General features: G+C 36.1%; 22 protein-coding genes. 20 read left to right on the forward strand and 2 right to left on the reverse strand.

Translation table 11 applies throughout. From position 1 onward, the window contains the following. The first annotated feature begins 12 nt into the window (after positions 1-12). The 15 genes from atpA (at position 13) to MKY69_RS03765 (ending at position 14,168) form a co-directional block, all read left to right on the forward strand. Positions 13-1,518, forward strand: a complete 1,506-nt coding sequence (gene atpA, locus MKY69_RS03695) for a F0F1 ATP synthase subunit alpha (protein WP_003106498.1) — start codon at positions 13-15, stop codon at positions 1,516-1,518. Between the two features lie 18 nt (positions 1,519-1,536). Next, the gene (locus MKY69_RS03700) at positions 1,537-2,415 is read left to right on the forward strand and encodes a F0F1 ATP synthase subunit gamma (protein WP_003105640.1); all 879 of its coding nucleotides are present in this window, start codon (positions 1,537-1,539) and stop codon (positions 2,413-2,415) included. A gap of 116 nt (positions 2,416-2,531) precedes the next feature. Beyond that, the gene (gene atpD, locus MKY69_RS03705; protein ID WP_003104762.1) at positions 2,532-3,938 is read left to right on the forward strand and encodes a F0F1 ATP synthase subunit beta; all 1,407 of its coding nucleotides are present in this window, start codon (positions 2,532-2,534) and stop codon (positions 3,936-3,938) included. 12 nt (positions 3,939-3,950) lie between these two features. Next, on the forward strand, positions 3,951-4,367 hold the full coding sequence (locus MKY69_RS03710; protein WP_003103020.1) for a F0F1 ATP synthase subunit epsilon: 417 nt from the start codon (positions 3,951-3,953) through the stop codon (positions 4,365-4,367). A 124-nt stretch (positions 4,368-4,491) separates the two neighbouring features. After that, complete coding sequence (locus tag MKY69_RS03715; protein WP_003105566.1) at positions 4,492-4,728, forward strand: DUF1146 family protein; 237 nt, start codon at positions 4,492-4,494, stop codon at positions 4,726-4,728. Between the two features lie 64 nt (positions 4,729-4,792). Further along, complete coding sequence (gene murA, locus MKY69_RS03720; protein ID WP_340790981.1) at positions 4,793-6,064, forward strand: UDP-N-acetylglucosamine 1-carboxyvinyltransferase; 1,272 nt, start codon at positions 4,793-4,795, stop codon at positions 6,062-6,064. 3 nt (positions 6,065-6,067) lie between these two features. Next, entirely contained in the window at positions 6,068-6,256 is a 189-nt protein-coding gene (locus MKY69_RS03725; protein ID WP_003104489.1) for a DNA-directed RNA polymerase subunit beta, read from the forward strand. Positions 6,257-6,286: 30 nt separating this feature from the next. After that, a complete protein-coding gene (locus tag MKY69_RS03730; protein ID WP_003104439.1) occupies positions 6,287-7,156 on the forward strand; it encodes a DNA/RNA non-specific endonuclease in 870 nt (289 codons plus the stop codon). Between the two features lie 275 nt (positions 7,157-7,431). Then, positions 7,432-8,475: a phenylalanine--tRNA ligase subunit alpha gene (pheS, locus tag MKY69_RS03735; RefSeq protein WP_003106509.1), complete on the forward strand. Its 1,044-nt coding sequence runs from the start codon at positions 7,432-7,434 to the stop codon at positions 8,473-8,475. A gap of 85 nt (positions 8,476-8,560) precedes the next feature. Beyond that, positions 8,561-9,085: a GNAT family N-acetyltransferase gene (locus MKY69_RS03740; protein ID WP_340790982.1), complete on the forward strand. Its 525-nt coding sequence runs from the start codon at positions 8,561-8,563 to the stop codon at positions 9,083-9,085. A 14-nt stretch (positions 9,086-9,099) separates the two neighbouring features. Beyond that, a complete protein-coding gene (gene pheT, locus MKY69_RS03745; protein ID WP_340790983.1) occupies positions 9,100-11,505 on the forward strand; it encodes a phenylalanine--tRNA ligase subunit beta in 2,406 nt (801 codons plus the stop codon). A 176-nt stretch (positions 11,506-11,681) separates the two neighbouring features. Continuing rightward, positions 11,682-11,927, forward strand: a complete 246-nt coding sequence (locus MKY69_RS03750) for a PfkB family carbohydrate kinase (RefSeq protein WP_340790984.1) — start codon at positions 11,682-11,684, stop codon at positions 11,925-11,927. 72 nt (positions 11,928-11,999) lie between these two features. Beyond that, positions 12,000-12,365, forward strand: coding sequence for an OsmC family protein (locus MKY69_RS03755; RefSeq protein ID WP_003106515.1), 366 nt, complete (start codon positions 12,000-12,002; stop codon positions 12,363-12,365). A 52-nt stretch (positions 12,366-12,417) separates the two neighbouring features. Next, positions 12,418-13,491, forward strand: a complete 1,074-nt coding sequence (locus tag MKY69_RS03760; protein ID WP_340790985.1) for an ABC transporter permease — start codon at positions 12,418-12,420, stop codon at positions 13,489-13,491. 8 nt (positions 13,492-13,499) lie between these two features. Next, positions 13,500-14,168, forward strand: coding sequence for an ABC transporter ATP-binding protein (locus tag MKY69_RS03765; protein ID WP_340790986.1), 669 nt, complete (start codon positions 13,500-13,502; stop codon positions 14,166-14,168). Positions 14,169-14,190: 22 nt separating this feature from the next. On the opposite strand, the gene ypfJ is transcribed toward MKY69_RS03765, so the two are convergent. Beyond that, on the reverse strand, positions 14,191-15,135 hold the full coding sequence (ypfJ, locus tag MKY69_RS03770; protein WP_003106525.1) for a KPN_02809 family neutral zinc metallopeptidase: 945 nt from the start codon (positions 15,133-15,135) through the stop codon (positions 14,191-14,193). A 187-nt stretch (positions 15,136-15,322) separates the two neighbouring features. Here ypfJ and rexB point away from each other — a divergent pair, with 187 nt between their 5' ends. The 5 genes from rexB to rpsU all read left to right on the forward strand — a co-directional run bounded on the left by rexB (position 15,323) and on the right by rpsU (position 24,585). Continuing rightward, on the forward strand, positions 15,323-18,586 hold the full coding sequence (gene rexB / locus MKY69_RS03775) for an ATP-dependent nuclease subunit B (RefSeq protein ID WP_340791884.1): 3,264 nt from the start codon (positions 15,323-15,325) through the stop codon (positions 18,584-18,586). Further along, positions 18,576-22,214, forward strand: a complete 3,639-nt coding sequence (gene addA, locus MKY69_RS03780; protein WP_340790987.1) for a helicase-exonuclease AddAB subunit AddA — start codon at positions 18,576-18,578, stop codon at positions 22,212-22,214. Before rexB ends, addA begins: the two co-directional genes overlap by 11 nt. A 109-nt stretch (positions 22,215-22,323) precedes the next feature. Next, positions 22,324-23,454 (forward strand): aminotransferase, encoded by a 1,131-nt coding sequence (locus MKY69_RS03785; RefSeq protein WP_311981275.1) that lies wholly within the window; start codon positions 22,324-22,326, stop codon positions 23,452-23,454. Positions 23,455-23,468: 14 nt separating this feature from the next. Further along, entirely contained in the window at positions 23,469-24,281 is an 813-nt protein-coding gene (locus MKY69_RS03790; protein ID WP_003104103.1) for a transporter substrate-binding domain-containing protein, read from the forward strand. Positions 24,282-24,408: 127 nt separating this feature from the next. After that, positions 24,409-24,585, forward strand: coding sequence for a 30S ribosomal protein S21 (rpsU, locus tag MKY69_RS03795; protein WP_000048058.1), 177 nt, complete (start codon positions 24,409-24,411; stop codon positions 24,583-24,585). Between the two features lie 108 nt (positions 24,586-24,693). Here rpsU and mscL read toward each other — a convergent pair whose 3' ends face one another. After that, a complete protein-coding gene (mscL, locus tag MKY69_RS03800) occupies positions 24,694-25,074 on the reverse strand; it encodes a large conductance mechanosensitive channel protein MscL (protein ID WP_003104850.1) in 381 nt (126 codons plus the stop codon). Positions 25,075-25,133: the final 59 nt, after the last annotated feature.

Consider the following 25,133-nt stretch of genomic DNA (forward strand, 5'->3'; position numbering starts at 1 on the left):
GTGGTGTGACTTTTGGCAATTAATGCTCAAGAAATTAGCGCTTTAATAAAAAAGCAAATTGAAAACTTCCAGCCAAATTTCGATGTCACTGAAACTGGTGTCGTTACCTACATTGGTGACGGTATTGCACGTGCTCGTGGATTAGATAATGCCATGAGTGGTGAACTTCTAGAATTTTCTAATGGTGCCTTTGGTATGGCTCAAAACCTTGAGTCTAATGATGTAGGTATTATTATTCTTGGTGATTTTTCAAGTATCCGTGAAGGAGACATTGTTAAACGCACAGGAAAAATTATGGAAGTACCAGTTGGTGAAGCCCTAATTGGACGCGTTGTTAATCCACTTGGTCAGCCCGTTGATGGTTTAGGAGAAATTGCAACTACAGGATTCAGACCTGTTGAAACACCAGCTCCTGGAGTAATGCAACGTAAATCAGTTTTTGAACCTCTACAAACAGGTTTGAAAGCGATTGATGCTTTAGTACCAATTGGTCGTGGTCAACGTGAACTTATTATTGGTGACCGTCAAACAGGTAAAACATCTGTTGCTATCGATGCTATTTTGAATCAAAAAGGTCAAGACATGATTTGTGTCTATGTTGCCATTGGTCAAAAAGAATCAACAGTTAGAACACAAGTTGAAACACTTCGTAAATATGGTGCCTTAGATTATACAATTGTTGTCACTGCATCTGCAGCACAACCTTCTCCATTACTATTTATTGCACCTTATGCTGGTGTAGCGATGGCAGAAGAATTTATGTATAATGGCAAACATGTTTTAATCGTTTATGATGATTTGTCAAAACAAGCGGTAGCTTATCGTGAACTTTCTCTTTTACTTCGTCGTCCTCCAGGTCGTGAAGCTTATCCAGGGGATGTTTTCTATTTGCATAGTCGTTTGCTTGAACGTTCTGCAAAAGTTTCAGATGAGTTAGGTGGTGGATCAATTACTGCTCTTCCATTTATTGAAACGCAAGCTGGTGATATTTCAGCTTATATAGCAACAAACGTTATCTCAATCACAGATGGACAAATTTTCTTACAAGAAAATCTATTCAACTCTGGTATTCGACCAGCTATTGATGCAGGATCTTCTGTATCACGTGTTGGTGGTTCAGCACAGATTAAAGCCATGAAAAAAGTTGCAGGGACTTTACGTCTTGATTTAGCTTCATACCGTGAATTAGAAGCCTTTACTCAATTTGGTTCTGATTTGGATGCTGCTACACAAGCTAAGCTGAATCGCGGTCGTCGTACTGTTGAAATTTTAAAACAACCATTACATAAACCACTTCCGGTTGAAAAACAAGTTGTTATTTTATATGCATTAACACATGGATTCTTGGATGATGTTCCTGTTGATGATATTTTAGCCTTCGAAGAAGCTTTATATGAGTACTTTGATAGTCATTATGCTAATTTATTTGATACAATCCGTCAGACTAAAGATCTACCTGAAGAAACAGAATTGAATAATGCAATTCAAGCATTTAAAGATCAATCGAACTTTAAATAATAATGGGAGGTTTTTGGTATGGCAGGCTCTCTAAGTGAGATTAAAGATAAAATTAATTCAACAGAGAAAACAAGTAAAATAACTAGTGCCATGCGTATGGTCTCTTCAGCTAAACTGGTAAAATCAGAGCAAGCTGCTCGTAATTTTCAAATATATGCATCCAAAATAAGACAAATCACTACTGATTTTTTGAAAGCTGAGTTAACAAATGGGTCATCTACGCATCCAATGTTAGCTTCACGTCCTGTTAAAAAAACTGGTTATATTGTTATTACTTCTGATAAAGGTCTTGTCGGTGGTTATAACTCAAAAATCTTAAAATCAATTATGGAAATGATTGAAGAATATCATCAGGATGGAGATTATTCAATAGTTTCAATTGGTAGTGTTGGTTCTGATTTCTTTAAATCTAGAGGAATGAATGTTTCTTTTGAACTGAGAGGACTTAATGATCAACCGACTTATGATGAAGTTGGCAAAATCATTGAAAAATCAGTTAAGATGTTCCAAAGTGAAATTTTTGATGAATTATATGTTTGTTATAACCATCATGTTAATAGTTTGACAAGCCAAGTTCGGGTTCAAAGAATGCTACCTATTTCTGACTTAGTTGCTGAAGAAGCAGCTGATGAAGGTGTAACTGGATTTGAAATCGAACCAGACCGAGATACGATTATTAATCAATTGTTACCACAGTTTACTGAAAGTATGATTTATGGAGCAATTGTTGATGCAAAAACGGCAGAGCACGCAGCAGGTATGACAGCTATGCAAACAGCTACGGATAATGCAAAAAATGTTATTGATGAACTAACAATTCAATACAATCGTGCACGACAAGCAGCAATTACGCAGGAAATTACAGAAATTGTTGCAGGGGCTAATGCATTAGAATAGACTGTAATTTGCAGATACTGAAATAGTTATTAATTTGTAGATTTCTGATTGATAACAATAATTAAAGGATTAGAACACAGTAGTTCTTCCTTTATAACTTATATAAGGAGAAATTAATGAGCTCAGGCAAAATTGCTCAGGTTATTGGACCAGTTGTTGACGTTATTTTCGACAATGGTGCGACATTACCTGAGATTAATAATGCATTGATAGTTTATAAAGATAGCGACAAGAAACAAAAAGTTGTTCTTGAAGTAGCCCTTGAATTGGGTGATGGGATGGTTAGAACAATCGCTATGGAATCAACTGATGGGCTTACTCGTGGATTAGAAGTTTTAGATACTGGACGCGCGATTAGTGTTCCAGTAGGTACTGAAACTCTAGGACGTGTGTTTAATGTATTAGGTGATACTATCGACTTGGAAGAACCTTTTGCAGCAGATGCAAAACGTGAACCAATCCATAAACAAGCACCAGCATTCGATGAACTATCAACATCTTCAGAAATTCTTGAAACAGGTATTAAAGTAATCGACCTACTTGCCCCTTATTTAAAAGGTGGGAAAGTTGGTCTCTTCGGTGGTGCCGGAGTTGGGAAAACCGTTCTTATTCAAGAATTAATTCATAATATTGCACAAGAACACGGTGGTATTTCTGTTTTTGCAGGAGTAGGTGAACGTACTCGTGAGGGTAATGACTTATACGGCGAAATGAAAGAATCTGGCGTTATTGAAAAAACTGCAATGGTATTCGGACAAATGAATGAGCCACCAGGAGCACGTATGCGTGTTGCCTTAACAGGTTTGACAATTGCTGAATATTTCCGTGATGAAGAAGGACAAGACGTTCTCTTATTTATTGATAATATTTTCCGTTTCACACAAGCAGGTTCTGAGGTTTCAGCCTTATTAGGACGTATGCCTTCAGCAGTTGGTTACCAACCAACACTTGCTACCGAAATGGGACAATTGCAAGAACGTATTACGTCTACCAAAAAAGGATCAGTTACTTCAATTCAAGCTATCTATGTTCCAGCCGATGACTATACTGACCCAGCGCCAGCAACAGCATTTGCCCATTTGGATTCAACAACCAACTTGGAACGTAAATTGACTCAAATTGGTATCTATCCAGCGGTTGACCCACTTGCTTCAAGTTCACGTGCACTTTCACCAGAAATTGTTGGAAAAGAGCATTATGATGTAGCAACAGGAGTTCAACGTGTTCTTCAACGTTACCGTGAATTGCAAGATATCATTGCAATCTTAGGTATGGATGAACTTTCTGATGAAGAAAAAACATTAGTTGGACGTGCACGTCGTATTCAGTTCTTCCTATCACAAAACTTCAACGTTGCGGAGCAATTTACTGGTCAACCTGGTTCTTATGTTCCAGTTGAAGAAACTGTACGTGGCTTTAAAGAAATTCTTGATGGTAAATACGATGATATCCCAGAAGATGCCTTCCGTTCAGTCGGACGAATCGAAGATGTTATCGAAAAAGCAAAAAAAATGAACTATTAATGAGGTGATATCATGACAGAAATGGCTGTACAAGTGGTAACACCAGATGGTATTGTTTATGACCATCATGCTAAATTTATCTCTGTTAAAACACCTGATGGTGAAATGGGTATCTTACCACATCACATCAATTTGATTGCGCCGCTTGTTATCCACGAAATGAAAATTCGTCGTACAGATGATGAAAAACATGTTGATTGGATTGCAATAAATGGTGGTATCATTGAGATAAAAAATAATATGGTCACAATTGTCGCAGATTCTGCTGAACGTGATCGTAATATTGATATAAGTCGTGCGGAACGTGCGAAGTTAAGAGCAGAAAAAGAAATAGCAGAAGCTAAAACTTCTCATGATATTCATGAAGTTGAACGTGCAGAAGTTGCATTGCTTCGTGCCCTTAACCGTCTTAAAGTTGGTAAAAAATAAAAATTAGACTCCTAGTCTGTCAAAAAGTTGGAATGTGTTACTCTAACTTTAAGACAGATTTGGTTGAGTCTTTTTTTATGTTCAAGTTATTCTCTTTAGTTCTTTGTTTTGTTATAATATATTTATGGAATATATCAATAATTTATTAGGTTTGTTTTGTCATTTACTTTTTATCGGCATCAGTTATCAATTATTGATGTCTTTATTTGATTGGTCAAAATTAGTAAAAAATAGAGCTGAAAATTTAGGAAAAATTCAATTATTTGTCTTCTTCATTGCTATTATTATGGGCTATTTAGTAAGTCATTTTATATTAGAGTTAATCCAAATGGGGCAAAGCCTCTTTTTAGTGTTCGGTTAAAGATTCAAAATATAAATTATGTTATAATTTTAATATTAATGAATAGTGAAGAATGGAGAAAAAATTGGATAAAATTATTATTGAAGGCGGACAAACACGACTTAAAGGAGAAGTTGTGATTGAAGGTGCAAAAAATGCAGTTCTTCCTTTGTTAGCAGCCACTGTTTTACCTTCTGAGGGAAAAACAACCTTATATAATGTACCAATCTTATCTGATGTCTATACAATGAATAATGTTGTTAGAGGTTTAGATATTGATGTTTCATTTGATGAAGCAAATAATAAGGTAGTGGTAGATGCATCTGGGGATATCTTAGATGTCGCACCATATGAGTTTGTCAGTCAAATGCGTGCCTCTATAGTAGTATTAGGACCTATCCTTGCTAGAAAAGGTCATGCACAAGTTTCAATGCCTGGCGGTTGTACAATTGGAAGTCGTCCAATTGATTTGCATTTAAAAGGACTTGAAGCAATGGGGGCTAAAATTACCCAAAAAAATGGTGATATTAGAGCAACTGCAGAGCGTTTAAAAGGCGCAACTATTTATATGGATTTCCCATCTGTTGGAGCAACACAAAACTTAATGATGGCAGCAACGCTTGCTGATGGTGTGACTATCATTGAGAATGCTGCAAGAGAGCCAGAAATTGTTGATTTAGCGCAGCTATTAAATAAAATGGGAGCTAAAGTACGTGGTGCTGGTACGGAAACATTAACGATTACTGGAGTTGACAGTTTACGTGGTGTTGAACATGATGTGGTTCAAGACAGAATTGAAGCTGGAACATTTATGGTTGCTGCGGCAATGACTTCAGGCAACGTGCTAGTGAAAGATGCAGTCTGGGAACATAATCGCCCATTGATTTCTAAATTAATGGAGATGGGTGTGTCTGTTACTGAAGAAGACAGTGGAATAAGAGTCAAAGCGGATACTGCCAGTTTAAAACCAGTGACTGTTAAAACATTACCTCATCCAGGCTTCCCAACTGATATGCAAGCGCAATTTACTGCCCTAATGGCCACAGTCAAAGGTGAGTCGACAATGGTTGAGACAGTTTTTGAAAATCGTTTCCAACATTTAGAAGAAATGCGTCGTATGGGATTACAGGCTGAAATCTTGCGTGATACTGCCATGATTCATGGAGGAAAAGAATTACAAGGTGCACCTGTTATGTCTACTGACTTACGTGCAAGTGCTGCCCTTATTCTTACTGGTTTAGTTGCACAAGGTCAAACAACAGTAACACAATTAAGCCATTTAGATCGTGGATATTATCAATTCCATGAAAAATTAAAAGGTCTTGGAGCAACTATTCAACGTGTTAGTGAGGATTAGAAAATGACAAAAGGATGGAAATACGTCTTGAAGCTATTTATCCTAATTATTGTTGTTGCCTTATTAGCCTGCCTATTTTTAGCAATAGGTTTAATGATTGGATATAGTTTTATGGGGGATGGTCAACACCCCACTGCAATATTATCCACGGATAAATGGACCGAATTAATTAATAAATTTACTGGAAAGTAGGCTTTGCCTACTTTTTATATGAGAGGTCAAATGTCAAATCACAATTCCAAAAATTGGAAAAATATAGGTAGTCTTATCTTGCTAATTTTCGTTCTAGCAGGTTCCTATCTAAGTAAGAACGATGTCATTTCGGATAATAATCCGATTAAACAAATCTATCAATCAGTAACCGGTGAAAGTGATGGAAAGCCTTTTACCAAGGACAATAATAACCCTGATACGCCAAGTAAAGCTCAAGCATTGACGGTAATGACTAGTCATGTTAAAAATCAATTAGTTGGTAAAATTACATGGAACGGTGCGGGTGCTTTTATTATCAATAATAACAAAACAAATTTAAATGCTAAGGTGTCTAGTGCCCCTTATGCTAATAATCAAATTAAATATGTACAAGGTCGAAAAGTGCCACTTGTCGCAAATGCCTTATTAGCAAAGTCAACAAGACAATATCAAAATCGTAATGAAACAGGTAATGGTTACACCAATTGGAAACCTGCCGGATGGCATCAGTTACATGGTTTGTTGGGGGAATATGACCATGCGGTGGACAGAGGTCACCTGTTAGGCTATGCCATAGTTGGTGGACTTAAGGGGTTTGATGCCTCAACGAGTAACCCAAGCAACATAGCAACGCAATTATCATGGGCTAATCAAGCAGCAGATGAAGATTCAACTGGTCAAAACTATTATGAGACGCTAATACGACATGCACTTGATCAAAATAAGCGTGTGCGCTATCGTGTAACTTTAGTTTATGAAGGGAACAATATTTTATCTAAAGGAAGTCATTTGGAAGCAAAATCTGATGATGGAAGCTTAGAATTTAATGTGTTCATTCCAAATATTCAAAAAGGAATAAAAGTCAATTATCAGACTGGTCAGGTCGATATAGAACGCTAGGCATAATAGCATTGTCTATTGTCAAGACTTAAACTTTCTGATAGAATAGTTATAATTGAATAGTAGTCAGTGAGACTAGTAATGACAGAGACATTAACAGGGAGTGAAGGCCATAGACTGTAAGCCTTCTTAATGAAAGCGTCATGAATTCACTCATTTATGACTTGAAATTAAGGTCTGAATGATCAGACGAAAACGGATGGTACCGCGTGTCAACGCTCCGCATTTTATGGAGTTTTGGCACGCTTTTTATTTTTCCAAAAGAAGGGAATACAATGGATTTACAAACACAATTAGAGCAATTAAAAACACAAACTTTAGAAGAGTTAAAATCTCTATCAGGGAATCATACAAAAGAATTACAAGATTTACGTGTCTCTGTTTTAGGGAAAAAAGGTTCTTTGACAGATTTATTAAAAGGCTTAAAAAATCTATCAAATGATTTAAAACCAGTGGTAGGGAAACAAGTTAATGAAGTACGTGATGTTTTGACACAAGCATTTGAAGAGCAAGCAAAAATTGTTGAAGCTGCTAAAATTAAAGCCCAATTAGATGCTGAAAGTATTGATGTAACTTTACCAGGCCGTCAAATGAACTTAGGCAATCGTCATCTTATTAGCCAAACTAGTGAGGAAATTGAAGACATTTTCTTGGGGATGGGCTTCCAAATTGTTGACGGTTACGAAGTGGAAAAAGATTACTATAATTTTGAACGTATGAATTTGCCAAAAGACCACCCTGCAAGAGATATGCAAGATACTTTCTATATCACAGAAGAAATCCTTTTAAGAACCCATACAAGTCCCGTACAAGCACGTACCCTTGATCAACATGATTTTGCTCAGGGTCCTCTTAAAATGGTCTCACCAGGCCGTGTATTCCGTCGAGACACAGATGATGCAACTCACTCACATCAATTTCATCAAATTGAAGGTCTGGTTGTTGGTGAAAATATTTCTATGGGAGATTTAAAAGGGACCTTAGAAATGATTATCAAAAAAATGTTTGGTGATGAACGAAAAATTCGTTTACGTCCATCTTTCTTCCCATTTACAGAGCCATCAGTTGAAGTAGATGTTTCATGTTTCAAATGTGGTGGTAAGGGATGTAATGTTTGTAAGAAAACGGGTTGGATTGAAATTCTAGGTGCTGGTATGGTTCATCCAAGTGTCCTTGAAATGTCAGGAGTAGACTCAGAAATTTACTCAGGATTTGCTTTTGGATTAGGTCAAGAAAGAATTGCTATGCTCCGATACGGTATTAATGATATCCGTGGATTCTATCAAGGCGATGTTCGATTTTTAGATCAATTTAAGTAAGTAGCAGAGCCCAAAAATGGAAATTTGTTTTAAGTTACACACTATGTCCTTTCTTTAGTTAAGGTGTGTGCTAGAAGGAGATAGTATGAATAATGATGTTACAATCGACTTGGTTAAGTCAACAGAGGTAGAAGAGTTACAGGCGCTAGCTATTCAAACATTCACTGAAACCTTTGGTGGCCATAATACTGATGAACAGTTACAAGAATTTTTTGATGAAGATTATACTTTAGAAAAGTTACTTGATGAGATTAAAGACCCAAATTGTCTGGTTTACTTTATTAGATTGAATAATGAAGTTGTAGGTCATTTAAAAGTCAATTGGGATAATTCACAAACCGAGCAAGAGTTAGAGAATGCCTTTGAAATACAACGCATTTATCTTCTTAATAAGGTTCAAGGGATGGGATTAGGTAAATATCTTTTTGAATTTGCTTTGGATCGTGCTTATGATTCTGACCGTGACTGGGCTTGGTTAGGTGTTTGGGAAAATAACCATAAAGCACAAGCTTTATACAGAAAATATGGCTTTGAAAAGTTTTCGGAACATTCATTTGCAGTTGGTGATTTAGCAGACACTGATTGGTTAATGAAAAAAGCATTGAAATAGAAAGAAAGAATTTTATGTTAGTATCTTATAAATGGTTAAAAGAATTAGTTGATATTGATGTCCCTTCAGCAGAATTAGCTGAAAAAATGTCGACGACTGGGATTGAAGTTGAAGGTGTCGAAGTGCCTTCTGAAGGTCTCTCAAAACTTGTGGTAGGAAACATCTTATCTTGTGAAGATGTTCCTGATACACACTTGCATTTATGTCAAGTGGATACTGGTGATGATGAGCCTCGTCAAATTGTCTGTGGTGCACCCAATGTAAAAGCTGGTATTAAGGTTATTGTTGCTATTCCGGGTGCTCGTATTGCAGATAATTACAAAATCAAAAAAGGTAAAATCCGTGGAATGGAATCTTTGGGGATGATCTGTTCTCTCCAAGAGCTTGGTCTTTCAGATTCAATTATTCCAAAAGAATATTCAGAAGGTATACAAATCTTACCAGAGAATGCGATTCCAGGGGAAAGCATTTTCCCAGTACTTGATTTAGATGATGAAATTATTGAATTATCAATCACTCCAAACCGTGCAGATGCTTTGTCAATGCGTGGTGTAGCTCATGAGGTGGCTGCGATTTATGGTAAAACAGTTGCTTTCCCTGACAAAGAGCTAGTAGAGAGTAATCAAGAAGCTTGTGATATCTTAGAAGTTACCATTGAGACTGATAAAGTACTAACTTATGCTAGTCGTATAGTTGAAAATGTCACAATTGCCCCAAGTCCACAATGGTTACAAAATCTCTTGATGAATGCTGGTATCAGACCAATTAATAATGTGGTTGATGTGACAAACTATGTTCTTTTATATTTTGGACAACCAATGCATGCCTTTGATTTGGATAAATTTGACGGTAAAAAAATCATTGCCCGTCAGGCAAAGGCTAGTGAAAAACTAGTTACACTCGATGGTGAAGAACGTGAGCTAATTGAAGAAGACATTGTTATCTCAGTTAATAATCAAGCTGTTGCACTTGCTGGTGTCATGGGTGGAAAAGCGACTGAAATTGACAATACTTCAAGAAACGTTGTTCTTGAAGCTGCAGTTTTTGATGGCAAATCAGTTCGTAAAACAAGTGGCCGTTTAAACTTACGCTCTGAAAGTTCATCTCGTTTTGAAAAAGGTGTAAATTATGACACTGTTTTAGAAGCTTTAGATTTTGCGGCAGCAATGCTAACAGAGCTAGCAAATGGCACTGTTTTATCAGGTCAAATACAAGCTGGTCAATTACCAACAGAATCTGTTCAAGTTTCAACAAACTTAGATTATGTCAATGTTCGCTTAGGAACAGAACTAACTTATGCGGATATTCAACAAGTATTTGCTCAATTAGGATTTGGTTTGAATGGCTCTGCTGAAAACTTTACGGTATCTGTACCACGTCGCCGTTGGGATATTTCAATCCAAGCTGATTTGGTCGAAGAAATTGCCCGTATTTATGGTTATGAAAATTTACCAACAACCTTGCCTGAAGCTGGTGGCACTGCTGGTGAATTAACAAAAACACAAAAATTACGTCGACAAATTAGAACAATTGCTGAAGGTGCTGGATTAAATGAAGTGATTACTTACGCTTTAACTACTCCAGATAAAGCAAAAGAATTCACTCTTGAAGCAAGTAATTTAACTGAGTTGATGTGGCCAATGACGATTGATCGTTCTGTTTTGCGCCAAAACATGATTTCAGGAATGTTAGACACTATTGCTTATAATGTGGCTAGAAAAAATAACAATATGGCTATTTATGAGATTGGCAAAGTTTTCCATCAAACTGGAAATCCTCAAGAAGAGTTACCTGAGGAAGTCAATACTTTTGCATTCGCCATCTCTGGTTTGATTGCTGATAAAGACTTCCAAACGCAAGCACAGCCAGTTGATTTCTTCTATGCCAAAGGAATTCTTGAAGTCATGTTTGAAAAGTTAGGTCTAGAGGTCACTTATCAAGCCGAAAAAGAAATGGCAAGTATGCACCCTGGACGGACAGCACGTGTTTATCATAATGATCATCTGCTTGGTTTTGTTGGTCAAATTCACCCTCAAACGGCTAGTAATTATGATGTTCCGGCAACTTACGTTGTTGAGTTGAATCTAACTGTAATTGAAGGACTTTTATCGGATGACTACATATTCCAAGAAATTCCAAAAATTCCAGCGGTTTCTCGTGATATTGCTTTACTATTAGATCAAGAAGTTAGTCACCAAGCTATTTTAGATGCGATCACTTCTGCAAAAGTAAAATTCCTTAAATCAGTTAAACTTTTTGACGTCTATGCAGGCCCTTCACTTGGTGAAGGTAAAAAGTCAATGGCTTATAGCTTAACTTTCCAAAATCCAAATGAAAGCTTAACAGACGAAAAAGTCGCTAAGTATATTGAGAAAATTACCAATGCTTTAACAGAGCAAGTTAATGCTGAAATCAGATAAAATGAAAACCTGAGCGGAAGTTCAGGTTTTTTTGTAAAATAAAATTACTGAAACTGCAGCTGTAGGAAAATAATGAATAAGATTTTAGTAAATTGGTTCAACTCTTTGTGATGTCATGATTAATTTGGCTCGTCTCCCCCAGTCGAAAAGAAGATGTTCATTTTATTTCGCAGGAAATGATGCTAGGTAGCTGTGCATTTAATGTTTCAATAGCCCTTAAAGAAATGTCAATTCTTTTATTACCACCAGTTGGTGCTGGTGATAGTCATGATTGTGCTTTTATGGTAGCTTATTTAAATAATCAAACCATCAAAGAAGATTTGGATTTTGCCAATTATTTTGCTAGTCAGGTGGTAGCAAATAAAGGGGTTTCACTAAGTCGAGAAACTTACCAAAATCTAAAGCAAAGATTAGATTGTTAGTTCACAAACAGTTATTTAGCCTTTCAGATTTCATTTTGTTAAAATAGAGAAAATAACGAAAGAGGAATTATAATGTACCAAGCTAATGTTTTCGGAGATAAATTATATCATGCCACATCAGAGGGTTACGGTGATAGCATAGAATTATTTGGTCAAACCAATGAGGGTGATACACCGATGAGCTTAGTAGTTATTGCACTAGGGGCCTGTGTTACCATGTGTATACAAGGCTTTTATAAACGAAAATATGCAATTGAAGTAATGCCAATAACAGTTAGCACCAGTTTTGAAAATGATAGATTTAATCAAACGATTCAATTACCAGAGAAACTGGAAGAAGAGACTGAGCAAGCTTTACTAGCCTATATTTCTAGAAGTTGCAATGTCAAAAAAGTACTACGACAGGATTTAGTTTTCAATATAAAATTTACTTATTAAAAGGGTGATGTTACCATTCTCCCTTTTCAAATCAGGGAATGAAGGAGAAAAAATGTTTCTAGCACTAAATGAAATGAAAACAGCAAAGCTAAGGTATAGTTTAATTATGGGCTTACTATTATTGATTGCTTACCTTATGTATTTTTTGTCAGGCTTGGCCTTTGGACTAATTGAGGAGAATCGCTCCGCTATTGATAACTGGAAGGCAGATACCATTCTTTTATCCAAGGACGCTAACGCTAGCTTAAATTTCTCCAAGCTTTCGCTTAAAGACAAGTCAGAAATTAAGGCTAAGCAGGTTGAAGAACTGGCAGAAATCAATACCGTTGTTTGGAATAAAAAAGACCCAAAAGAATCTGACAAAGAAAAAGTTGCTTTTTTTGGACTAGATAAGACATCTTCACTTATTCCTAGAGTTATTAACGGAAGAGAGTTGAGGAATAAAGAGGAAATTCTAATCGACCAATCCTTAGCCCAGAAAGCAAATTTTAAAGTTGGAGATACCCTAACAGAGGCGAACAGCAAAGAAAAATTTAAAATAGTTGGGATAACAAAAAAAGCAACCTTTAACGTTGCTCCCGTGATTCACCTATCCTTAGACGACTTTCAAAAGCTTAATCAAATACCATCAAGTAAGAACAACCTAAAGGTTAATGCATACGTGGTTAAAGGAAAGATTGAGTCATTTAATGAAAGTAAGTTTCAAAAAATGACAAGTAAAAAATTTATCCAAAAGTTACCAGGCTATAATGCCCAAGTTTTGACTTTCGGTTTTATGATTGGCTTTTTGATTCTAATTTCCGCTATTATTATCGGCATATTTATGTATGTCTTAACCATTCAAAAAGCACCAATTTTTGGCATCATGAAAGCTCAAGGGATTGCTAACAAAACAATTGCCAACGCCGTTATCTCGCAAACAATTATCCTTAGCTTTATTGGTAGTTCATTAGGGCTTTTAGGGACATGGCTGAGCTCCATAGTTTTACCCCAAGCAGTGCCTTTCCAAGGCAACTGGGTGCTCTATGCAGTCATATTTGCACTAATGATGCTCTTTGCAATTTTGGGAAGTCTCTTTTCCGTTATTGCCATTGTCAGAATTGACCCCCTCAAGTCTATAGGATAGGAGTAGTTATGCCAGTATTAGAATTTAAGGAAATTACAAAAGAATTTAAAGATGGGGATAAAACGATTCAAGCTTTAAAACCTTGTTCATTTTCAATTGAGGAAGGGGAATTCGTTGCTCTAGTTGGTCCTTCAGGATCAGGTAAGTCTACTTTCTTAACCATTGCGGGTGGGCTGCAAGGTCCAGGTAGTGGTCAAGTTATGATTAATGGTCATGATTATACAAATTTATCTGAAAAGAAACGATCACAATTACGTTTCAAAGATATTGGTTTTATCTTGCAAGCCTCAAACTTAATTCCGTTTTTAAATGCTAAACAACAATTGGAATTAGTGGATAAATTGAATAAAACAAAAAATATAAACAAGCAAAATGAGCTGTTTAAAGAATTGGCTATTGAACATCTAAGACATAAACTTCCGCAGGAAATTTCAGGGGGTGAAAGACAACGATTAGCCATTGCTAGAGCATTGTATAATGATCCGGCATTAGTACTAGCTGATGAACCAACTGCTAGTCTGGATACCGAGCGTGCTTTTGATGTTGTCAAACTGCTTGCTAAAGAAGCAAAAGAAAAAAATAAAGCTATCATAATGGTTACACATGATTTAAGAATGATTTCTGATTGTGATCGGGTCTATCAAATTAAAGACGGTCAATTAAGTGAACAAAAATAGGATTGCATAGCAATCCTTTTTTTTATAATCCGTCATATGGTACGGCAAATGTATCCCCGTGTTGAAGGTCTCCATATTCTAAACCTTTATCAAACCAACGTTTACGTTGTTCGGAAGTACCATGAGTGAAGCTATCTGGCATTGTTCGACCATAAGCTTCTTTTTGCAATTTATCATCACCAACAGCATTTGCTGCAGACATAGCTTCTTCAATATCTCCTTTATCTAAAAGGCCTTCACCTTGAACATATTTAGCCCACGTTCCAGCATAGTAATCAGCTTGTAACTCCAATTGAACATTCATATGATTGGCTTCGGTATCATTTTTTCCTTGTCTTGCTTGAGCATATTCCTCTGTTGTTCCTAATAAGTTTTGCACATGGTGACCTACCTCATGGGCGATAACATAAGCCATGGCAAAATCACCAGCCGCCCCATACTTATCACTTAATTCGTTATAAAATGAAATATCAAGATAAACTTTATTATCTCCTGAACAATAGAAAGGTCCAGCAGCAGCTTGCCCTTGACCACAGGCTGTTTGAATTGATCCAGTATAAAGAACTAATTTTGGTTTATCATAAGTTTTACCTTCTTTTTCAAACTGCTGTGTCCAGTAATCTTCAGTTGAAGCAAAAACTTTACTAACAAATTTCACTTGTTCTTCAGAGGCATCAGCACTTTTTGTTTCAGTGACCTTTGTAGATTGATAAGAACTATTATTACCAGTGCTTTCTTGTCCACCACCTGTAAAGATTCCAGAGAGGCCGCCACCTCCCATTACTAACATAACAATGAGGATTAAGATTTTAGATTTCCAACTGCCTCTTGAAAAGAGTAGTTGTAGGAGCATGCCAAGGCCTCCCCCACCGCCTCCGCCACCAAATCCCCCACCGTAGGAGGATCCTGACGTTTCACCGCGTCTATCTTCAACATTCGAACTTTCTCTCATATTATCTGTTTTCATGTAATAGCCCCTTTATCTCCTTATAATAACTTGTGGTTCATGTTTATATTATAATTTATTTTGCTGAGAATTGCTTGATTTCTTAATCGAAAGCGCTATTTTTTTCAATAGAATCATCATTTTGGGGACAGTTTAATAACATTATTTTTGGTATAATGAGAATACTAAATATAGAGAGTTGGTAATGATGAGATTACTATATACTGATATAAATAATTCTTTAACACAGATTCTAGTCAACCATGCTCAAGATTATGCACAAACTGGTAGCAAGGTTTTTTATATTGCTCCAAACTCATTATCTTTTGAAAAGGAACGATCGGTCCTAGAATTACTTGATAGAGAAGCCTCGTTTGATATTACGATTACTCGATTTGCTCAATTGGCTCGTTATTTTACACTTGATATTGATAATCATCCTAATACATTGTCTGACGCAGCATTAGTGATGGTGATTTACAGAAGTATTATGCAACTTACAGAGGATGATTTATCTGTTTATAGTCAATTGAGAGCTGACTTAACCTTTGTCGAACAGTTAAAAGACCTTTATAAAGAATTAAAAATTTCAAATTTATCTGTATTCGATATTTCTTTTGAAAACGAACGTAAAGCACATGATTTAATTACTATTTTCACAAAAATTGAAGAAGTACTGCAAGCAGAATCCTTAGTTCAAGAGAATCCTCTTAATTCTCTAACTGACCATATAATACAAGGCCATTTAGACCAAGAGTTATCGACAACTGTGCTTGTTATTGATGGCTTTACCCGTTTTTCTGCAGAAGAAGAATTGTTAGTTGCAGCCTTGAACGATAAGTGTCAAGAAGTCGTGATTGGAACCTACATCAGTAAAAAAGCACAAGCCAAATCATATATTGAAGGAAATCTTTATCAAGCCAGTTTAGATTTTATGAGGGACTTATCTGGTCATTTTCAGGCTAAGATGGAGTATGTTACTAGTCAACAATCATTTCATGAAGAGTTTGGTCTCTTAAGTGAATTATTGGAGGCTGAAGCGGACTTTACTCAGACCGACAAAATGTTGCCAGCGCAAGCTCGAGAGCGGATTCATATCTGGCAATCGCTCAATCAAAAAGAGGAACTTGAGCATATCGCCAAAGCTATTCGCCAAAAGTTGTATCAGGGTCATCGCTATAAGGACATTTTAGTTCTGTTAGGCGATGTTGAGGCTTATCAGGCGCAAATTGGTCCCGTTTTTGATAAGTATGAGATTCCATATTATTTAGGTCGCTCGGAGGCGATTTTACATCATCCTTTGGTTCAGTTTGTAGAATCTTTGGAGAGATGTCGTTCCTATAATTGGCGTCGGGAGGACATAGTTAACCTTTTGAAATCAGGGCTCTTTGGACATTTTGAGAAAGACTGGGTTGATCAGTTTGAAGCTTATGTTGAATTTGCTGATATTAATGGTTACACCAAGTTTTCACGTCCATTTGAGGTAAACTCAACAGATGGCAATAATCATTTTCGTTTTGATTTGGAAATAGTGAACCAGGTCAGAGAGTTTTCCTTTAGTAATTTAGCCCAGTTATTCAAAAGTCAGAAGCAAAAAGGGCTGTCGCTTCTCGAGAAACTAATGACACTCTTAAATGCAGTCGACTTGCCGAAGAACTTTCAAGAGATGATGACAGTGCAAGATGAAAATGAACAAGAGCGTGATCAGGAAGTCTGGAAAACCTTCGTATCTATTCTAGAGGATTTCCAACTAGTCTTTGCAAATGAAAAGTTGACTTTAGATCAAACCTTATCCCTTTTGAAAATGGCTATGCAAGCTGCTAATTACCGTGCAGTTCCTGCAACATTAGATGTGGTCACTGTTAAATCTTATGATCTAGTAGAACCTCACAGTAAGTCCTTTGTAATGGCTTTAGGATTGACTCAAAATAATTTTCCTAAGAAGACAAAAAATACCAGTCTTATTTCTGATCAAGAAAGAAGTCAAACTAATGAAGATCAGGATTATTTCCATCGATTTGACCTTGCAAGTCAGGATAATGCCAAAAAGAATCATTTTACGGCCTTATCATTGTTTAATGCAGCAACAGAAGAATTACTTTTAAGCTATCCGCTGATGTTAAATGAGTCCTCTGAGGATATGTCTACTTATCTGAAATCAGTTCATCAATATGGTATTCTGATTGAAGAAAAAGGGAAAAATAGTCTGTCACGAACTGACTTAGATATTGGTAACTATAAGTCCTTGTTATCACAACTCGTTGAAATAAATCGTGGTGCTATTGAAGGTGAATTGCAAGAAGAAGATAAAAATTTCTGGACAGTTATGCTTCGTTACTTAAAGAAACGCCTTGCAAATGAAAATCTTCAGTTTCCACAAGCAAAGAATCATTTGGAAACTAAGGCTATTAGTGAAGAAGTCATGTCATTAAGGTATCCTGAGCAAAAACCAATGTCACTTTCAACATCAGCCTTGACTGTCTTTTTTGATAATCAATACAAATATTTCTTGCAATATGTTCTTGGTCTGCAAGAATTGCAAACTATCCATCCAGATGCTCGCCAACACGGTACCTATTTACACAAAGTATTTGAAACAATTATGGGCGATCATCGTCCAATTGATTTTGACCAGAAGGTAGAGGATGCCTTAAATGTAACACGTCAAAACAATCAATTTAAACATTTTTATTTGGAAGATGCGCAGGGCAGATACAGTTTACAAGTTTTAGAAGATATCGCAAAATCAACTGCAGGCATTCTAAAACTTAATCAGAATCTTAAAGTCTTAAGTCAGGAAGAAGCATTTGAATTGCCAATTACTCAGTCCTTATTAGTCAAAGGTAAAATTGATAGGATTGATCAACTTGTTGATGATAGTATTGGTATTGTTGATTACAAGTCAAGTGCTAACAAATTTGACATCGGCCGTTTTTACAATGGCTTAAATTCACAGCTAGTCACCTATTTAGCAGCCTTAAAAGAAAAAGCGGCAGCCATGTCGACAGAAGAAAAAGCGATTTCTATTTTTGGTGCTATGTACTTACATTTACAAGATCCTAAATTAGATTTAAAAGATTTTAAACAGTTGGATGATAAATTAGTTGAGGAAGTATACAAAGATTTAACTTATAAAGGTATTTTCTTAGAAGATGAAAAAGAGAAGCTTTCAGACGGTTCCTACCAAACTAAAAATAACTTGTATAGCCAAGAAGAAGTAAATCAATTAGTCGCCTTTAATCAATTTCTCTATGAGGAAGCTGAAGGTTTGATTCGTAGAGGTCATTTCTTGATTAATCCATATACAGAGGATGGAAAAACTGTTAAGGGAGATCAACTAAAAGCAATTACAAGGTTTGAATCTGATCTTGATATGGGTCAAGCTCGTCAATTAGTGACCCTTCCGACTAGAGAAAAAAGGGAAGGATTTTTAACCATGATGAAAAAGGAGGTGAGTCCAAATGAACTTTAAGCCATTTTTAACTGCTGATCAAATCAAAGCTTTGCAATTACATGAAGCAAGTTCTAATAAAAAGCAAAAACGGACACCTGAGCAAATTGAAGCCATTTATACAAGTGGACAAAATGTTCTTGTATCAGCTTCAGCTGGTTCAGGTAAAACCTTTGTTATGGTTGAACGAATCATAGATAAGCTTCTCCGTGGAGTTGCAATCGAGGAAATGTTTATCTCTACATTTACTGTTAAAGCAGCTACGGAATTAAAAGAACGTCTTGAAAAGAAATTAGTTGAGGCAATTAAAGCTAGTGATGATTATGAGATGAAATCTTTTCTCAATTACCAACTCCAGTCTATACACATAGCTGACATAGGAACAATGGATTCCTTCACCCAAAAGTTGATTTCAGAATATGGTTATACCTTAGGAATTGCGCCCAAATATCGCATTATGCAAGACAAGTCTGAGCAAGATGTTATAAAAGATATTATTTATAAGGACCTATTTGAAATTTACATGGCATCAGATGAGACTGGTGACTTCCTCAGACTAGTCAAAAACTTTTCTGGAAATCGCAAGGATTCAAATGGTTTTAAGGAAATTGTCAATAAGGTCTACACCTTCAGTCAATCAACGGAAAATCCCTTATTATGGCTAGATGAGGTTTTCTTAAAAGGAGCACAAGACTACCAAGGCTATGCTGATTTACCGGATTATATTATCACTGATTTCCTCAAAATCATGTCTGAAACAGCAAAGCAATTACGTGATTTAACTGAGATGGAAGGTTATCCAAAAGAGAAAAAAGATGGTAAACCAACGGCTAAGTATACAGGACACTTAAAAATAATTGATTACTTAGAGCAGAACGCTAATGAGTTTAATTATATTGAAGATAAAGATAAGATAAGTCATTTAGCTAACGAAGTTTCAAACTTATTACCAGCAGGAGATTCTATTACAGTTAACAAAATCGCCTATCAAGTCTATAAGCAAATTAATGCTAGCTTAAGAAACTTACGTCATCTTGATACCATTATTCAGTATCAAGCAGAAAGTATCCCACTTTTAATCCTTCTGAAAAATTTTGTTGTTGATTTTTCAAATGCTTATCTGGATCGCAAAAAAATTGAGAATGCTTTTGAATTTTCAGACATTGCTCATTTTGCAATTGCTCTTCTAGAAACATACCCAGAGATTAGACAGCTGTATCAAGATAAGTACCATGAAGTAATGGTTGATGAGTATCAGGATAACAATCACATGCAAGAACGACTACTTGACTTATTATCAAGTGGGCATAATCGTTTTATGGTAGGTGATATAAAACAATCGATTTATCGCTTCCGTCAAGCTGACCCACAAATCTTTAATAGTAAATTTAAAGCGTATCAGGAAGATCCAAATCAAGGGAAATTAATCCTACTAAAAGAAAATTTCCGGAGTCAATCGGAAGTTCTTGATGTAACAAATGCTATATTTACTCATTTGATGGATGAAGAAATTGGTGATATCCTTTATGATGACAATCATCGTCTCATCCCAGGAAGTGCAAAACAAAGAGAACTGAAAACAAGTAATCAAGCTCAAGTCTGGATTTATGACACAGATGAGACAAGTAATCCTGAACCTGATTCAGAAAGTGACAATGACAACCTTAGCCCAGGTCAAGTCAAGATTGTAGCAAAAGAAATAATCCGTCTTCATCAAGAAGAAGCTGTACCCTTTTCAGAAATTACCTTATTGGTCTCATCCAGAACGCGTAATGACAGTATTTTTCAAACCTTTAATCAGTACGGCATACCACTAGTGGCAGATGGCGGTCAAGAAAACTATCTGAAGTCAGTAGAAGTCATGGTTATGCTAGAAACCCTTCGATCCATCAACAATCCTTATAATGACTATGCTTTGGTTGCCTTAATGCGATCGCCAATGTTTAACTTTGACGAAGATCAATTGGCAAGAATTGCTTTGCAGACAAGCCAAACTCAAAAGTTAGATAGTTATTATGAAAAATTAAAACTAGCAAAAAGTGGACAGGGTCAGCAGCGACAATTAATTACTACTGAATTAGCCGAAAAAATTGGCAAATTTCTAAGTTATCTTAGTCAATGGCGAACCTATTCTCAGAAGCAATCATTGTATTCCCTAATTTGGAAAATTTATAATGATCGATTCTATTTTGATTTTGTTGGAACATTACCGAAAGCTGAACAGGCTCAGGCCAACTTGTACGCACTTGCCTTACGGGCACAGCAATTCGAGAAGACAGGGTTTAAAGGTTTAACACGGTTTATCGGAATGATTGATAAAATTCTAAATAGTCAAAATGATTTGGCTGATGTTGATGTTGCGAAACCAAAAGATGCGGTTAGTATCATGACTATTCATAAATCGAAAGGCTTAGAGTTTCAGTATGTCTTTATCTTAAACTGTGATAAAAAATTTGCCTTGAAAGATATCCACTCACCGATGATTTTAAGCCACCACCGTGGGGCTGGAATTAAATTTTTAGCTGATTTAAAAGACAAATTACAAGCTAATCAACTGGCTAGTCTAAAAGTTTATCTGGAAACAATTCCTTACCAAATGAATCGTCAGGAGTTAATCTTTGCTACCCTATCAGAACAAATGCGACTCTTCTATGTGGCGATGACCAGAGCAGAGAAAAAATTGTATTTGATTGGTAAAGGAAGTCAAAAGAAATTAGTAGATAAATTTGATGGTCAAAAAGAAGGAAACCACTTACCGAAAGCTTTAAGAGAAAGTATGCAAAGCTTTCAAGAATGGATTCTCGCTATCCAGGCTGCCTTTCCACTAAAAGACTTGCATTTTAATCTAGCATATATTGATGATAGTCAACTTACTGATCAAGAAATTGGCCATTTAGAAAACAAACATAGTTTAGATCCTGATAATCTCCAAAATAACCGGCAGACTGATGAGATTGCGCGTGCCATTGATATGTTGGATAAAGTCCAAGAGCTAAATCAAACATACCACGCGGCGATTACTTTACCAACAGTTCGTACCCCAAGTCAAATTAAGAAGTTTTATGAACCAATTATGCCTTCTGAAGGGATTGACATTATCAGTAAAACACCATTTTTACCGGCTGAAATTGTCTTGCCTGATTTTTCAAAAGAAAAAACAGTATTGGCTAGTGATATTGGTTCAGCAATGCATGAACTAATGCAGCGAATTCCCATCTCTGATTCTCTTAGCTTAGATGATGTTGAAGAAGCTAAAAGGTTAATTGATGCAAGTGAGGAAGTTAAAGCAGCATTAAACCTCAATATGGTGTTTGATTTCTTTGAACATACTGCATTAGGTCAAATGCTTCAAAGAAATAAAGAACGTTTATATCGTGAAGCACCATTTGCCATGCTCAAAATGGATAATGCCAGCCACGAAAAATTTGTTGTTCGTGGGATCATTGATGGTTTCTTACGTTTTGATGATAGAATTATCCTTTTTGATTATAAAACTGACAAGTACAAGAATCCTCTTGACATTGGCCATCGTTACCAAGACCAAATGGAACTATATGCAGAAGCTCTCCAACAAGCCTATGGCATTCATAAGATTGAAAAACATTTAGTCCTACTTGGTGGAAAAAAAGTTGAAATAATAACCTTATAAAAAAGAGTTGATTACATTCAGCTCTTTTTTCTTGGAATAATTATGCAAATAGACTTGACAATAGAATAAATATACTATATTCTATTAATTATTATACAGGAGGTGAGATATGCAATTACCAATTTTTGGAGTTGAAGAATGGTTAAATGAAAACGAAAAATTGGCTAAATATGATATAGCTGGTGTCTCCATTTCTTCTCTCTCACTAAATGAGTTATTTGACATTACTGGAACAAACAGGAGTCAATTCTACCAGACATTGGCCAAGACAACTCTGGACTATGGGTGGATTGAAGGGTCACCTCAGTTCAAGCAAGCTGTTGCAAATTTATACAGGAATCAAACAGCTTCGAATATCCTGCAGAGCAATGGGGCAACAGGTGCCAACTTGACCGTCCTTTTTACTTTGGTTGAGCCTGGTGATCAAATCATTGCTCATTATCCCAGTTACCAACAACTTTATGATCTTCCGCGGTCAATGGGGGCATCTATTGACTACTGGCACATTAAAGAAGAAAATAATTGGTTGCCGGATTTAGAAGAATTAAGAAATCTGGTTGGACCTAAGACAAAGTTGATTACTATCAATAATGCTAACAATCCTACTGGAGCTTATATGGATCGGGACTATCTCCTGGAGCTGGTGGAGATTGCTAGGTCCTGTGGCGCTTATCTCTTGTCTGATGAAGTTTATCATTCCTTTGAGAGCAATCAATTGTTAGGAATTGTCGACCTTTATGACAAAGGAATTAGCGTCAACAGTTTATCCAAGACTTTTTCCTTACCTGGCCTTAGGATTGGTTGGATAGCTGCTGCAGAAAGCATATGTAAGAAAATAAAAAATTATCGGGATTACACAATGATTTGTGCAGGCGTCTTTGATGACAAGGTGGCTAGTTTAGCCCTTTCTCACTCAGATAAAATTCTCAAAAGGAATGAACAGATTGTAAGTGAAAATCTGGCCATTTTGCAAGAGTGGGTAACTCAAGAAGACAAAGCAAGTATGATCGCACCCAAAAAAGTTTCGACAGCTTTTGTCAAACTTGATATTGAAGGTCCAATTGAAAACTTTTGTCGGTACCTTTTAAACGAATATGAGACTTTGGTTGTACCGGGTAATCGCTTTGCCCGTGAGTCATATGTCAGAATTGGCTATACCTGCAAAAAGGAAACCTTAATTGCGGGCTTACAGTGCTTGAGCTTAGCTTTAAACAAGTATCAAGCAGATAATAAAAAATAGATGAGGAATTTATCATGAATAAAAAACAAATTTTAACTAGTGTAGTTGCAACTATGGCTCTTTTAAGCTTATCTGCTTGTGGTAACAGCAGTAAGGAAAGTCTCCAAGATCAGATTAAAAAGGATGGAAAATTAGTCGTCGCTCTTAGTCCAGATTATGCACCTTTTGAATTCAAAACATTGCAAAATGGCAAAGATACAATTGTCGGTTCTGATGTTCAATTGGCACAAGCTATTGCTGATGAATTAGGTGTCAAATTAGAAATTTCACCGATGAGTTTTGATAATGTCTTATCAAGTGTTCAAACGGGTAAAGCAGATATGGCCATTTCAGGAATTTCTTATACAGAAGAGCGTGCAAAAGTTTATGATTTTTCAAAACCATACTATTCTACTGAAAATGCAATTTTGATTAAAGCATCAAATAAAAATCAATTACAAAATTTGGATAGTTTAGCCAACAAAAAAGTGGCTGTCCAAAAAGGGACGATAGAAGAGGGGTTGTCAAAAGAGCAATTGAAATCATCGCACATCGTTTCGTTAACTGCTATGAGTGAAGCTGTCAATGAATTAAAATCTGGTCAAGTTGACGCAGTTGATTTAGAAGGACCAGTAGCAGAAGGTTATCTTGCTCAAAATCCTGAATTAGCAATTGCAGATTATAAGCTAAAAACTAGTGAAGGTGATGCAAAAGCAGTAGCAATGCCAAAAGGCAGCAAGGAGTTAAAAGCTACAACAAACAAAGTGATAACTAAACTAAAAGCTAAGGATGGCTATAAAAAATTTATAAAAGAAGCAGCAAAACTAACAGGAAAAGCAGTTGATTAAAATTCTTGTCAAAGTTTAATTCCTCCAAAAGAATCCATACATGAAAAATTTATTGACATTTTCCGAAAAGTCATGTAATATAGTTAAGAACGTGAAAATGTTACGATATCTTGAGGAGGTGAAACACATGTCAAAAACAGTAGTACGTAAAAATGAATCACTTGACGATGCACTTCGTCGCTTCAAACGTTCTGTAACTAAAGCTGGTACTCTTCAAGAATCACGTAAACGTGAATTCTACGAAAAACCTTCTGTAAAACGTAAACGCAAATCAGAAGCAGCTCGCAAACGTAAAAAATTCTAATTTATAGAACATAAAAGCAGTCTTTCGTAAGAAAGACTGCTTTTGATTCTCTTCTTCAAAATGGCCCCGAAAAAAAAGAAGCCAAAGGCTTCCATTTTTTATATCTTCTTAAACTTCTTTGCTTGCAAGTAAGTCGCGGATTTGAACAAGTAGTTCTTCTTGAGTAGGACCAGCGATAACTGGTTCTTCTTCAACTTTACGGTAACTCATAGCTTTATTTGCAGCTTTAACTACGAAGAATAAAGTAGTACCAACGATTATGAAGTTGATAACAGCAGCGATGAAGCTACCATATTTAACACCATTCCATACTAATTCAGCAATGTTAGAAACACCAGCAGCTTTTAAAACTGGGTTTAAAATAAGTGGAGTAACCACATCAGCAACTAAAGAGTCAATGATTGCTTTAAATGCAGCACCAATAACAACAGCTACAGCTAAATCTAACACATTCCCTTTAAATAAAAATTCTTTTAATTCTTTTATCATTAGAATTCCCCTTTTCTTAGTTAAGATTATCGTAACATAAATTTTATGATAATGACAAC

This window comes from Streptococcus sp. FSL R7-0212 (genome assembly GCF_038007985.1).
GTDB lineage: Bacteria > Bacillota > Bacilli > Lactobacillales > Streptococcaceae > Streptococcus > Streptococcus parauberis.